The 13779-nt window shown below is 45.3% G+C and carries 14 protein-coding genes; 8 read left to right on the top strand and 6 right to left on the bottom strand.

Translation table 11 applies throughout. The features are described from left to right. The 5 genes from ACRC32_RS27220 to ACRC32_RS27200 form a co-directional block, all read left to right on the top strand. Positions 1-546, top strand: a 546-nt coding sequence (locus ACRC32_RS27220) for a PstC family ABC transporter permease (RefSeq protein WP_438556910.1), incomplete at its 5' end; no start/stop codon positions are given. 89 nt (positions 547-635) lie between these two features. Continuing rightward, complete coding sequence (pstA, locus tag ACRC32_RS27215; RefSeq protein WP_438556909.1) at positions 636-1535, top strand: phosphate ABC transporter permease PstA; 900 nt, start codon at positions 636-638, stop codon at positions 1533-1535. A gap of 88 nt (positions 1536-1623) precedes the next feature. Beyond that, a complete protein-coding gene (pstB, locus tag ACRC32_RS27210) occupies positions 1624-2424 on the top strand; it encodes a phosphate ABC transporter ATP-binding protein PstB (protein ID WP_438556908.1) in 801 nt (266 codons plus the stop codon). After that, complete coding sequence (locus ACRC32_RS27205; protein ID WP_438556907.1) at positions 2421-2705, top strand: hypothetical protein; 285 nt, start codon at positions 2421-2423, stop codon at positions 2703-2705. Before pstB ends, ACRC32_RS27205 begins: the two co-directional genes overlap by 4 nt. Before the next feature lie 77 nt (positions 2706-2782). Next, a complete protein-coding gene (locus tag ACRC32_RS27200) occupies positions 2783-2989 on the top strand; it encodes a hypothetical protein (RefSeq protein ID WP_438556906.1) in 207 nt (68 codons plus the stop codon). Between the two features lie 3 nt (positions 2990-2992). Here ACRC32_RS27200 and ACRC32_RS27195 read toward each other — a convergent pair whose 3' ends face one another. Then, on the bottom strand, positions 2993-3556 hold the full coding sequence (locus ACRC32_RS27195) for a pyridoxamine 5'-phosphate oxidase family protein (RefSeq protein WP_438556905.1): 564 nt from the start codon (positions 3554-3556) through the stop codon (positions 2993-2995). A gap of 144 nt (positions 3557-3700) precedes the next feature. On the opposite strand from ACRC32_RS27195, the gene trpS reads away from it, so the two are divergent. Together trpS and ACRC32_RS27185 are read left to right on the top strand one after the other, a co-directional pair. Beyond that, a complete protein-coding gene (trpS, locus tag ACRC32_RS27190) occupies positions 3701-4705 on the top strand; it encodes a tryptophan--tRNA ligase (RefSeq protein ID WP_438556904.1) in 1005 nt (334 codons plus the stop codon). 63 nt (positions 4706-4768) lie between these two features. Then, the gene (locus ACRC32_RS27185; RefSeq protein WP_438556903.1) at positions 4769-5713 is read left to right on the top strand and encodes a methylenetetrahydrofolate reductase; all 945 of its coding nucleotides are present in this window, start codon (positions 4769-4771) and stop codon (positions 5711-5713) included. A gap of 104 nt (positions 5714-5817) precedes the next feature. Here the strand turns inward: ACRC32_RS27185 and ACRC32_RS27180 are convergent, their stop codons facing one another. Further along, complete coding sequence (locus tag ACRC32_RS27180; protein ID WP_438556902.1) at positions 5818-7188, bottom strand: proton extrusion protein PcxA; 1371 nt, start codon at positions 7186-7188, stop codon at positions 5818-5820. 194 nt (positions 7189-7382) lie between these two features. On the opposite strand from ACRC32_RS27180, the gene ACRC32_RS27175 reads away from it, so the two are divergent. Then, positions 7383-9656 (top strand): recombinase family protein, encoded by a 2274-nt coding sequence (locus ACRC32_RS27175; RefSeq protein WP_438556911.1) that lies wholly within the window; start codon positions 7383-7385, stop codon positions 9654-9656. Between the two features lie 183 nt (positions 9657-9839). Here the strand turns inward: ACRC32_RS27175 and ACRC32_RS27170 are convergent, their stop codons facing one another. The 4 genes from ACRC32_RS27170 to ACRC32_RS27155 all read right to left on the bottom strand — a co-directional run bounded on the left by ACRC32_RS27170 (position 9840) and on the right by ACRC32_RS27155 (position 13725). Continuing rightward, positions 9840-10691, bottom strand: coding sequence for a CheR family methyltransferase (locus ACRC32_RS27170; protein ID WP_438556901.1), 852 nt, complete (start codon positions 10689-10691; stop codon positions 9840-9842). A gap of 26 nt (positions 10692-10717) precedes the next feature. Next, positions 10718-11767 (bottom strand): protein-glutamate methylesterase/protein-glutamine glutaminase, encoded by a 1050-nt coding sequence (locus ACRC32_RS27165; protein WP_438556900.1) that lies wholly within the window; start codon positions 11765-11767, stop codon positions 10718-10720. 31 nt (positions 11768-11798) lie between these two features. Beyond that, the gene (locus tag ACRC32_RS27160) at positions 11799-13154 is read right to left on the bottom strand and encodes a methyl-accepting chemotaxis protein (RefSeq protein WP_438556899.1); all 1356 of its coding nucleotides are present in this window, start codon (positions 13152-13154) and stop codon (positions 11799-11801) included. Positions 13155-13269: 115 nt separating this feature from the next. Then, a complete protein-coding gene (locus tag ACRC32_RS27155) occupies positions 13270-13725 on the bottom strand; it encodes a chemotaxis protein CheW (RefSeq protein WP_438556898.1) in 456 nt (151 codons plus the stop codon). Positions 13726-13779: the final 54 nt, after the last annotated feature.

Raw genomic sequence — 13779 nt, 5'->3', positions numbered from 1 at the left:
TGGGGCATTTTCGTACTCATTCCGTTCTTGCAACCGATTCAACAATGGCTTTACGACCATTTCGCTTGGATACCGCTGTTTAGCACTCCACCAGCAGGCTATGGGATGTCGAGTGCAGGCGTGATTCTGGCAATTATGGTTTTGCCCACAATGGCAGCAATTAGCCGCGAAGTTTTACTTGCCGTCCCAAAAGAATTACGCAGTGGTTCGATGTCTTTGGGTGCAACCCGTTGGGAAACTATCTTTGGCGTGCTGTTACCAGCAGGTATTTCTGGCATAGTTGGAGCGGCAATTTTGGCACTCGGACGAGCGCTAGGAGAAACAATGGCTGTGACGATGGTAATCGGAAATACAGCACAAATCAGCCCTTCATTGTTAGATGTGGGATATACGATTCCAGCCGTGCTAGCGAATGAGTTTGGCGAAGCATTAGATGGATTGCACGTCGGTGCGTTAATGTACTTAGCTTTAATTTTATTTTTAGTCACGCTACTGGTAAATATTGCTTCAGTAGCTCTGGTAAAATTTATTAGCCGACACAATTGATTAAATTAAATAGCGATCGCCACGATGTAAATCTATTCTGTTTGCTATTATCTGCCTTTCTCCATCATCAATTTTTAGACTAAATATCTATGCACGATCGCCCAATTGCAGAAAAGATCGACCCATCTTTGGCAGCAGAATTACGCCGTCCCTTGCCTACATACAGAGCAGTTTTTAATAGCGGTATGACTGCGATCGCTCTGCTCTTAACGGCTCTAGCTATATTACCTCTAGGATCGATCTTGCTCGAAATTCTGCTGAGGGGTGGTCAAAACTTTAGCTGGGCTGTGTTTACAAATATACCTGCCCCCGTAGGCGTAACTGACGTTCCCAATGGTTTTGGTAATGCGATCTTGGGGACTTTAATGATGGTAGGTATTGCTTCGGCGATCGCAATTCCAGTAGGAGTGCTAACAGGGATTTTCTTATCTGAATTTGGTAGAGGCACGACGGTCGGAAATTCGATCCGCTTTATCATTACCATTCTCACGGGTATACCTTCAATCATTGCAGGTGTATTTGCTTACGGCGTGTTGATCTTAAGCAAAGTCACGCAATTTTCTGCCGTAGCTGGAGGTTTTGCCCTTGCAATCATCATGCTGCCAATTGTGGCGCTGACGACGGAAGAAGCTTTGAAACTGATTCCCAATCACCAACGCTTGGGTTCCGCCGCCTTGGGTGCAAATCGTCTGCAAACAACATTTCGCGTTGTCGTTGCTTCAGCAATTCCCGCCATCACTACAGGCGTTTTACTCGCTGTTGCCCGCGCAGCTGGTGAAACAGCACCGCTACTATTTACTGCTTTATTTAGTATTAGCTGGCCCGATGGATTGTTTAATCCTACCCCCTCGCTATCCGTCCTGATTTACAACTACGCTAACTCTCCCGACCTTGGCCAAAACCAGATGGCATGGACTGCGGCTTTAGTTTTAGTAGGACTAGTTTTATGTATTAGTATTATCTCGCGAATTGTAACCCGAAGAAGATAGTGACTAGTGGCTGGTGGCTGGTGGCTAGTGACTAGAAATTCTCCCTTGTCCCCCGACTCCCGACTCCCGACTCCCGACTCCCCCATTCATGAATTACACAAAATCAGTAGCAACAAATTTAATTCCAGCGCTGCGAGTGAAAAGCCTAAATTTTTTCTACGGCACTCGTAAGGCGATCGATCGCGTCACAATGGATATTTACCAAGGACAAGTTACCGCGATTATTGGTCCTTCTGGCTGTGGTAAATCGACTTTTATTAAAGCTCTTAACCGCATTAGCGAACTGGAAGGCAAAGTTAAAGTTGAGGGTCAGGTAGAGTTTTTCGGTCAAGATATTTACGATCGCCGTATCAACCTGAATCGCCTGCGCCGCGAGATTGGTATGGTATTCCAAAAGCCTAATCCTTTCCCTATGAGTATTTACGATAACGTGGCTTATGGCGTAAGAGCGCAGTCTCGTCCGTCGCGGATGCAGTTGGATGATATTGTCGAATCTGCCCTCAAAGGTGCGGCTTTGTGGGATGAAGTAAAGGATAATTTGAAAAAATCAGCTTTGGGTTTATCGGGCGGACAACAGCAGCGTCTTTGTATTGCTAGGGCGCTAGCTGTCAAACCTAAGATTTTGTTAATGGATGAACCTGCATCTGCCCTCGATCCGATCTCGACGATGAAGATTGAGGAATTAATTCACAGTTTGCGGGGAGAACTGACGATCGCGATCGTGACGCATAATATGCAACAAGCCGCCCGCGTATCTGACTATACGGCATTTTTCAGCACGGATGAGAGCCGAATCGGTCAGATGGTGGAGTTCGACGAAACGGAGAAAATCTTCTCCGATGCCAACGATCCTCGTACTAAGGATTATGTGGAAGGTCGTTTCGGTTGAGGATTATTGTTGCGATATTATTACTTTCGTTAGCGATCGCGTTTCCTGCGGTTGCTAGTGTTTGTCGGATTCGCGACGGACATCAGATCTGCATTCTGAGTCTTCAACGCAGCGCCAAAAATTATTGGGAATATCGGGCAGATGTCAGTATAGATGGTGTGAAAGGGGATACAGAAGTTTATAATTGCCGCGATCGCACCAAAGTACAAAAGGATCGGGTAGTACCCTTTGCATCGGACGATCCTGGTGGTTTGGTCTGTAGTTTTTTTCCGCGATCGTAACTATAGGAGCATACAAAAGTTCTGTTCGAGTTTTAAAATAGTATTGTAAGATACAGAATTTTTGCAGGAGTTTCTATATGAACAGCAACCAGAAACCGAGTATAGGAGAATTGCTGCGGGCAATTTGGCATGAAGCTACTAATTTCATCATTGCCAAATCAGATATCTATTTTCTGCCCCCTACTGCTGTTAAAAACGATACATATGCCAGAAAAGCGCGATTTTACGCTTTTCTGCCTGCTGAGGAAGAACAAAGGGATTGGTTAGAAAGAGCCTGTCACTAAAATCTAAAGACATTCATTTTTAGCTGCTAAAGGCGTGGGTAAACCATCGATACTGACGAGGTTTTTTTGCTTTTGATAGTCTTGTAACCCTCGTTCGCCTTTTTTGTGCGCCCACTCGATCAAAATATCTCGTTCGCCTTGGTGTTCGTAAAGCGGTACGCCAAACCCGCAAGATGTCTGCACGCGATCGATCTCCGCTACAACGATTTGGCGCGTTCCTGGTGTCGGTGGAAAAAGGGGATATAGGCTATCCCACTCAGAATCATTTGGTAAAACTGTATAGCCTTTGCCGTAAAGTCGCAGAATAGACGGAGAACCCTGAAAAGCGCAAAACATCAAGGTGATACGCCGGTTTTCTTGTAAATGGGCTGATGTTTCGTTACCACTACCCGTCAAGTCTAAATAAGCAACTCGATTAGGGGAGAGAATGCGAAAGCTGTCTAAACCTTTGGGTGAAACGTTAATATGCCCGGTTGAACTGATGGGTGCAGTCGCTACAAAAAAAATGTGTTGGTTAGCGATGAATGCTTGTAGTTCGTCCGTGATGCGATCGAAGACTTTAGCCATTTTTGAGAATCAAGCGCGTATTTTTCGATTCTATCAGTAGCGATCGCGTGCCGAGAGCGGGAGAAAATGGGAAACTAAAGTAAATAGACCCACACCACCAATAAAATCCCTTCCACACCCAGTTCAAGTTCAAGTTAATAATTTATGGCGATGCGCGTTCTTTCTGGAATTCAATCCACTGGCAATCTACACTTAGGTAACTACTTAGGGGCAATTCGCAACTGGGTAGAAGGACAAAGCCGGTATGAAAATTATCTCTTTGTGGCAGATCTACATGCCATTACCGTGCCACACAAACCAGAGGAACTAGCAGCTAATACTTACACGCTCGCAGCTCTATACTTAGCTTGTGGTCTAGATCTAAAACACTCCACTATTTTCATTCAATCTCACGTTCCCGCCCACAGCGAATTGACTTGGCTATTTAATTGCATAACGCCGTTGAACTGGTTAGAGGACATGATCCAGTTCAAAGAGAAGGCAGTAAAACAAGGAGAGAATGTTAGCGTTGGCTTATTAGACTACCCTGTACTAATGGCATCGGATATCTTACTCTACCAACCTGATAAAGTCCCCGTAGGAGAGGATCAAAAGCAACATTTAGAAATTACTCGCGACATTGCGGCACGATTTAACTATCAATTTGCCCGTGAAAACCCAGTGTTGAAGTTACCAGAACCTTTGATTCGGGCAGAAGGCGCAAGGGTGATGAGTCTGACGGACGGAACCAAAAAAATGTCGAAGTCAGATCCCTCAGAGTTGAGCCGAATTAATTTGCTAGATACACCAGACCAAATTCAACAGAAAATTAAGCGCTGTAAGACCGATCCGATTCGCGGCTTGGTATTCGATGACCCCGAAAGACCGGAATGTAATAATCTTCTGACTCTTTATATGCTACTATCTGGCAAAACCAAGCAGGAAGTTGCAGCAGAGTGTCAAGATATGGGCTGGGGACAATTTAAACCACTGCTAACCGAAACAACGATCGCTGCCCTTAAACCGATTCAAGATAAGTACAACGAGGTAATGGCAGATAAGGGATATCTAGAGTCAGTATTGCGCGATGGCAAGCAAAAAGCAGCCGCGATCGCTAACGATACCCTGAGCAAAGTTAAAACAGCTTTGGGCTACTCCGTACCGCTTTAGAGTGAGTCAGGTTTTCAGGGTGCAGTGCTATAACCTATACCTAATAACTAAAACTGAAATCTGATGCATAATACAACCCGTTTAAATTCATTTCGCAAAGCCGTCAAAGCCAGAGAGTTTTTAGTGACAGCTGAAGTTGCCCCTCCCAAGGGTGGCGATCCCAGCCACATGCTACAAATGGCGCAGGCGCTTAAAGGACGGGTACACGCAGTCAATATCACCGATGGTAGCCGTGCCGTAGTACGGATGTCTTCTTTTGCCTCCTCTGTTATTCTCTCTCAGCAAGGGATCGAACCGATTTGTCAAGTTGCCTGTCGCGATCGCAACCGCATTGGCTTAGAAGCTGACTTGCTAGGCGCACACGCCCTCGGCATTCACAATATCTTGGCTTTAACTGGCGATCCTGTCAAAGCAGGCGATCGCACCGATGCTAAAAGTGTCTTCGATCTGGAATCGGTACGACTGCTACAACTAATCGGCAAAATGAATCAAGGTTTAGACTGCGATGATAAGTCTTTGACAGATGGGGCGACAGATCTATTTGTTGGTGCGGCTGTCGATCCGCAGTGCAAAAGTTGGTCGGGATTGCAAAGTCGCTTTGAACGCAAACTAGCAGCAGGGGCGCAGTTTTTTCAAAGTCAGTTGATTACTGATTTCGATCGCCTAGAAAAGTTTATGACTCAGATTGCATCTGGTTGTAACAAACCAGTTTTAGCAGGTATCTTCTTATTAAAATCGGCTAAAAATGCTCAATTTATCAATCGCTGCGTTCCTGGCGTAAACATTCCCGAACATATTATCGATCGCCTTGCTCAAGCCAAAGAGCCTTTAGCAGAAGGGATAAAAATTGCTGCCGAGCAAGTGCAAATTGCTCGTCAACTTTGCGACGGCGTACATATGATGGCAGTGAAACGAGAAGATTTGATCCCCCAAATTCTCGATCTAGCCGGAATTCCTCCTGTAGTTAGTTACAGTTTGCCATCTCAGGTAGTCAGTTCGCTCAGATAAAATGACACTACACAAAATCAGCCTGCGTAGGCAGGCTATTTAAATCATAGACCGCGCAGGCGGTCTTTTCCTGTATAGCCGCGAATTCTATTCGCCCAATATTACTATTCATTCATATTGCGGTAAGTCGCTACAGCAGAAGGAGAAATTCTGTTGAGATAACGGAAAATCCAGTACTTAAAAATCGTGTCGAGAATTACGGGAAATGTTGCGATAAATAAGAAGATAAAATCGTGATTTTCTGGTAATCCTAAATGTCGCGACACGCTAGATAAAACAACTTCCCAACCATGGGGAGAGTGGAATCCAACAAATACATCTGTGAATAGAATAATAATAAATGCTTTGGCACTATCGCTTAAACCGTAAACAATTTGATCGAAAAACTCTTTTAAAACAGCGAGTTCTCGTTTGCTCATGAGTAGCAACCAAATAAAAGCCCCAACTGAGAGTAGATCGGCAAAAACATTTTTAATTGCATTAGAACTTTCGGCACGAAATTCTTCTGCAATTTCTGCGACTCTCTCTTGTAATCTCTTTTCAATCTCAACTGGAGAGATTTCCTCGCCTCCGGTTAGGAGATTTTGAAATCTCAGTCTCTCCTCAGACTTCCGCATTTCTTCTAATGCTTTTTCTTCCATTTCATAGTTGAGAAACATCGTAACCTGTTCGGGATTGCGGAAGCGATCGACAAGCGGTCCAATAACTAGATTCTTTGAAATTTGAAAAGTTAGAAAAGGAACTATAACAAATAATAATACTAATCTAACTGAAATGAGAGTTCTTCTTTGCGAAGTCCGGAAATTTTTGACAACTTCTTCTTCAGCGCTCGGATCTAATTCTACTTTCAGTCGGTTCAAGGTACTTAAGATCGAGCGAGGTAATACACCAGTCTCTTCAGTTTTACTACTAGGTTTATTATTTTTCTCTGAACTTTCAATGGAATTGGAGCGAAGTCTTTCTTGAGTACTTTGAAGATCTCGATTATTGACAACTGCATCCGACCGCATAATTTGAGGCTTAATCGCAGGAAGATTTTCTTTTTGTTCTTCCTGATATCTCGATGCGATCTCATCAATAAATCTAAGTTTTTCTAAGATTAATGATGGATTGTTTCTCTGTTGTATGGCAAAAGAATCCCTGTTGGAATTTATCCCATCTTGCCTAGATAATTTAGTAATAGTTTGATTGGAATCTCCAAAAATAGTACGACTGGCATTAAACTCAACGAGTCTCATGCGAATCGTTTTTAGATGTTTTTTCAGATCTGACTCAAACATCGCCATCGTATTGCGTCCGAAACTGGCGAATTCTGGTGAGATTTTCCGACCACCAAAATGCTCATCTTCGATCGTCTTAATTAGAAGTGCAGCTTTGTAAGCTTCATCGAGCGATCTCTCTGGCGTGTCAAAATACCACTGTTGGGCAGAGCGTAAGAAAGCATAAATTTTTTGCGTCCAACTATAATTTCTCATCGCCAGCCTTGAGTCAAGTTTATAGTGGTTAGTGGCTAGTGGCTAGTGGTTGGATTCTAATGTCTAGTCACCAGCAATCGCTCGCTAGTCACTGATGACTGATAACTGGTCACTGGTCACTGGTCACTGATTAACATACCGGGTATATTAACAAATCTCCGAGGATAGAGTTAGTGCGAATTATTTCGGTTTGGATGGTTGGTTCTACTCGCAGCGGCAAAACGACTCGTTTAGTCGAACAGTTTTGTACGTGGTTGCAAGCAAGCGATCGCCAACAGTCCCCTGAGAGACGACAGCGCTTATATCCTTATCAAGGAGAACCAGCAGTTTTAGTCTTAGCAGCAAATGACGATAATCGGCGGGAATTACGAGATAAATTAGCGGCAGCAACAGATGGTAAATATCCGATTCGCGCTAAAACCTTATTAGGTTTTTTTCAAGATGAAGTCACTTTATTTTGGCCCCTGCTGCTCCAGATTTTGGGGCTAAAAGCTCAGTTTCCCGTGCGTTTGCGCCCAGAAACCGAACAGGAATTAGCCACGCGCCTGTGGCGACAGCAGCTAGATGAAATTTCCCGTCCAGCAGGGATCGGCGAGTCTCGTTGGGTGCGTCGCCTGCTGGATATCTTGCAGTTAGCAGCAAATAGCGGCACTGCGATTGAAGATGTGGGGTGTATTCTTGCAGCACTGGAAGAGGAGACGAGGAGACTAGGAGCAGTTCAAAATCTAAAATTCCCCGACTCCCCTGTACGGACGGGTTTTGAGCAAAGATCTATTGACGTAAGCCGTGAATCTTTTGATAAACCCGCCCCTACGACTCCCGACTCCCTCATTCTGAACTGGCGCAATTGGTGTTGGGAGAGGGGGTTTTTGACTTATGGAATCACGACAGAACTCTACAGCAAGTATCTTTTAGGCGATCCCTACTATCAGCAGCATTTACTACGACGCTATCGCTACATTCTGGCGGATGATGTCGATGATTATCCAGCTATAGCCCGCGATTTGTTTGAGTTTCTCCTCGACCGAGGGGCGGTTGGTGCGTTTACTTATAATCCCGATGGAGCCGTGCGTTTGGGACTAGGAGCCGATCCCGAATACTTGCAAGGCTTAGCAAAGCGCTGTCAGATAGAATTTATCCAACCTTCCTCGATCGCGCTGGCTGACGATTTGGCAACGCCAGTAGTAGAGTTAGTCACGGAACCACTGGCACTGTTTTCGCTACCAGAGTCAGTGCGAGCAATCCAAACCATATCGCGGGGCGACTTACTGCGACAAACTGCCGATTTCATCATTCAAGCGATTAAATCGGGACAGATTCAGCCGCAGGAAATAGCTTTAATTGCTCCTGGTTTAGATGCGATCGCCCGTTATACCCTAGTAGAAATTCTGACTAAACACGGGATCTTTGTCGAATCCCTGAACGACCAACGCCCGTTGACAAGTTCTCCGATTATCCGAGCCTTACTCACCCTCCTCACCCTCGTCTACCCAGGTTTAGGACGTTTAGTCGAGCGAGATCTGGTAGCGGAAATGTTAGTGGTATTAAGTACGAGGCGAGAGGCAGGAAAGCAGGGAGCAGGGGGAAGAGAGCTGGGGGAGCTGGGGGAGCTGGGGAAGCAAGACAAGTCCCAAGTTACAAGTCACAAGTCACAATTAATTCCGAATTCCGAATTCCAAATCGATCCTGTCCGTGCTGGCTTGATTGCCGACTACTGCTTCCAACCGCACCCAGAACATCCAAATTTACTCCCAGCAACTACCTACGATCGCTGGGATCGCTTGGGCTATGCGGCAAGTTTAGCGTATGCTCAGATCGTGCAGTGGATTGAAGATCAGCGATCGCAGCAAGAACAACGGCTGCTCCCCAGTCCCATTGTTCTACTCGACCGCGCTATTCAGAAATTTCTCTGGCAAGGCAGTAACCTTCCCTACGACCAGTTAGCAGCATTACGAGAATTACTAGAGACCGCTCAACACTATTGGGAAATCGATGCGCGGCTGCGGCAGTCTGAAGGGATCGATACCCCTGCTCACATTACGATCGCTCAATTCATTCAACTGCTACGACGGGGTACAATTACAGCAAATTCTTATCCCGTGCGTCCGATTGGTGCTGCTAGTCGTGCTGTCACCTTAGCAACTATCTTCCAATATCGTTCTAGTCGGCGGTTTCATCGTTGGCAATTTTGGTTGGATGCAGGCTCTCCCTTGTGGTCGCGTGGTGGTGCGGCAACGTTATACGGTGCGCCGTTATTTTTACAACATCGGTTCGGTCGCCCTTGGACGGCGGAGGACGATTTAAGCGCCGACACAGAAAGACTGCGGCGAATTTTGCGAGATTTATTAGGGCGTGTAGGAGAACGGGTTTATCTATGTCACAGTGATTTAGCCGCCAACGGGCAGGAGCAGAACGGTACTTTGTTATCTTTGGTCAACTCGGCGATTCCAGTTATAGATAACGGTTGACGGTTTTTGGTCATCAGTCATCAGTCATCGATCGTTGGTGCGCGATTGGGATGTCAGTTCTTCCCGGCTCCCCTGTACGGGCGGGTTTTGAGCAAAGATCTATCGACGTAAGCCGTGAATATGCTTGATAAACCCGCCCCTACGACTCCCGACTCCCTTTCTTCACGGATAACTGGTAACTGTTCACCGCAAACGATAACATACGCCTCCTTCCTGCTGTATTCGTTCAAACGAGTCATCGAGATAAATTGTGGTTTCACCACCACCGAGAAATAAGTAGCCGTCCGGTCTTAATTGCTGTCTAACTTTTTTGAGAGTAGATTTCTTTGTATCAGTATCAAAGTAAATCAACACATTCCGCAGGAAGATAACATCCATTGTTGGCATTGATAACCACGGGTGGATGAGATTGATTTGACGAAACTCAACCATCTGGCGGATCTGGTCTTTAATCTGCCAGTTCTGCTGCTGTTGCTGAAACTGAAAATATTTCTCTCGTAGATCGGCGGGCAATCCGCGCTGAATTTCCCACTGCCTGTAGCAACCTTGACGGGCGCGGGCAAGGATCTGGCTAGAGAAGTCGCTAGCAATTATCTGCAAATCCCAAGTTGTTAGTAGAGGAAAATGTTCGCGGATCAGTATCGCAAGGCTATAAGGTTCTTGACCGCTAGAGCAAGCTCCACACCAAATCTTGAGCGCTCGCTCTTTTGCCCGTCGCGAGATTAATTCTGGTAGCGTGAAATTTTTGAGTGCTTCAAATGGATAACGATCGCGGAAAAATGATGTTTCAGTTACGCTCAGTGCCTCGATCGCTCGGACATGCAGGCTGCCAAATGGGTGCGATCGTAAATGTTCTACGAAACTATTTAAGGAATCAAATCCCGCTGTTTCTGCTATTGGTTTTAAGTGTAGCTCTGCTAAATAGTCTTTACTCGCATCCAGCACGATCGCCGCATGTTGATAAACTAGTTGACAAAGATACTGAAAATTAATGTTGCTAATGTCTGTTGTCTGTTTGTTACAGACTTTTAACATCGTGATATAAAAATATTGACTATGTTTTAGGTATTATTACACACTTGGCGGATCGTTTCATCTGCCATTCGATCGATCGGCAGCACTCGGTTGGCAAGTCCGGCATTAGCTACAAACCCAGGCATTCCCCAAACTACGCTACTCGCTTCATCTTGAACTAAAACTCGCCCCCCAGCCTCGCGTAGCTGCTGGCAACCCCGCAATCCGTCTTGACCCATGCCTGTTAAGACAATTGCGATCGCGCTTGCACCAAAGACTTCTGCGACTGAGCTAAATAAGACATCGACGGAGGGACGACAGGAGTTTTCTGGTGGCGCTTGGTGGGTGACTAGGCGCACAACCTTGCCATCCCGTTGCACGGCGAGATGAAAATCTCCTGGGGCAATCCAAACCTGTCCAGGCTCCAGCACTCTCCCTGAAACAGCTTCAGCTACTTTTAAGCGGGACTTGGCAGCAAGCCGTTCTGCTAACAGTTGAGTAAACATTGGTGGCATATGCTGCACGATCGCAATTGGTACGGGAAAATCTGCTGGCAACTGCGATAGCAACACGGCTAGAGCGTTTGGTCCTCCGGTAGAAACGCCGATGGCTACGATTTTGGGAGTCGGGAGTCGGAAGTTGGTAGGGGCGCACAGCTGTGCGCCCCTACTAGTTTGAATTTTGACTTGCTTTGTCCCAAACAATTTTATTTTCGGTACCAAGTCGTCAAAAACATGTTGGCGGATAGCTTCGATATTGCCTAAGTGACTCGGCTTGGTGGCATAATCTGATGCACCTAGAGATAGAGCATCCAAAGTTGCGATCGCCCCTGCACGGGTGAAAGTGCTAAACATAATGACAGCTATATGGGGATAGGTCTGCCGGAGCGCTGCTAATGTTGCTAAGCCATCCATGTCTGGCATTTCCACATCCAAGATCGCCACATCAGGATTGAGTTGAGCAATTTTTGCTAGTGCAATGCGACCATTCGCCGCTACTCCCACCACTTCCAATTCTGGATCTTCAGCTAGCAGCTTACTCAGGCGGCTGCGTACAACCACTGCATCGTCAACTACGAGAACTCGGATTTTTGGCATTAGTCATTTGACAATTTAGTCAATGAAATGGTTAGTAAATGAACTGATTTACGACTTTTTGCAGTTCCGCAGCCATACGAGCTAGTTCGGTAGCTGCTTGGGAGGTATTGCTAGCACCTGCGGTTGTAGCTTGAGCGTTACGGGCGACGATGCCAATATTTTTGGCAATATCAGTAGTTCCTTTGGCGGCTTCGGCAACGTTGCGGGAGATTTCATTTGTCGTTGCAGTTTGCTCCTCTACAGCACTGGCAATCGTATTTTGGATATCGTTAATCTGATTGATAATGTCGGTAATTTGGACGATCGCCTCGATCGCACTTTTAGTATCGGTTTGAATTGCTTCAATTCGTTGACTGATATCTTCTGTAGCGCTGGCGGTTTGTTTGGCTAATGCCTTCACCTCGCTTGCCACGACGGCAAAACCTTTACCTGCCTCTCCTGCCCTTGCTGCTTCAATTGTGGCATTCAGCGCTAATAAATTTGTCTGCTGGGCAATAGATGTAATCACCTTGATGACTTTGCCAATTTCACCGCTACTTTGCCCTAATTTAGTAATTGTATCGTTGGTGCGATCGGCAGTTTTGACCGCTGTATTAGCTACCTGCGCTCCTACGGCTGCGTTTTTGGCAATCTCGCGGATGCTGGCGTTCATTTCTTCTACTGCTGTAGCGACGCTGGTAGCATTGGTACTCACTTGTTCGGCGGATGCGGAAGCAGATGTTGCTTGTTCGGCAGTTTGAGTCGCGTTTTCTGCCATTTCGGTGCTTACTGCTGTCGTTTCTTCCGCAGCAGAAGCGACTGTAGTTGATATATCGGCAATCTGTTTCATGGAAGCTTTGAGATTGGCGATCATCTGATTGATGCTCTTCGTCAAGTCTTGAAACTCCCCTGCATTTTGCGCTTCAATTTGTTGAGAGAGATTACCCTGAGATATAGCTGATGTCACATCAGCAATGCTTCTAATCTGCTCTGTAAGATTGACAGACATTGCATTTGTATTGTCGATCAGCTCTTTCCAATTCCCAGCAGCACCCTCAACGGTAGCACGAGCATCTAGTTTGCCTTCCGTCCCCAATTCCCACGTTACCCGCGTCACTTCGCCTGCGAAAAGAGCGATTTGACTTACCATTTGGTTGAACTCTTTGGCAACTTCACTCAATCCATTTTCTTCAGATAAACGCACGCTTAGATCGCCATTTTTTACTGCTTTTATGGCTTTCAATAGCGGTTGTAGTTGCGTTTTATTATCGCTTCTTTGTCTAGTACTCGTTCTGGCTTTACTACCCGTTTGAGTTGCTTTTCTATTGGGCAATCTCTCAGAATTCTCTGAAGATTCTAATTTTTCTGTATCTGTAGACGTTTGATTAGATTTATTAGCATCAGCCATTAGTAGAATTTCCCCTTTGCTAATTTAACTTTGAGTATGCACTGTATTCTTTGCGCCTACTCTACGAGAATCCCCTCTGCGTCTTTGCGGCTTTGCGTGAGCCAAAATCATCAATCTAAACTTTTAAAACTTTCTCAATATCTAAAATCATTAAAAATCCTTGTGATAATGAATATGCACCTCGTAATACTTTCCGCATTTGACCGGTTAACGTAGCGGGTGAAGGCTCAAAACGGTCTGATGTAAACTCCAACATATCGCCTATGTCTTCTACTAGCAAGCCTGCAATCTCATCCTTAGTCTGAACAATAATGTTATGAGCCAAAAATTCTTCATCTAACTCTGGATGAGAGGTAGAAGGTGATAAGCTCTGACCCATTCCTAGCCTACATTGCAAATCGATTATCGTCACAATTTTTCCGCGCAGATTAATTAAACCACAAATATCAACAGGCGCAAGGGGTACGGGAGTTATCTCAGAACTCCAAATGACTTCTTGTACCTGTTTGATATCGATTCCGAAATGAATTTTGTTAATAAAAAAAGTACAATATTGCTGAACTTCAGTCATGTTTATATAACTCTATTTAATTTGTAAAAAATTTATTATTGGTCATTTGTCATT

The sequence above is a fragment of the Chroococcidiopsis sp. genome (assembly GCF_051657925.1).
GTDB lineage: Bacteria > Cyanobacteriota > Cyanobacteriia > Cyanobacteriales > Chroococcidiopsidaceae > Chroococcidiopsis.
This window is presented reverse-complemented; position numbering and strand designations above follow the sequence as displayed.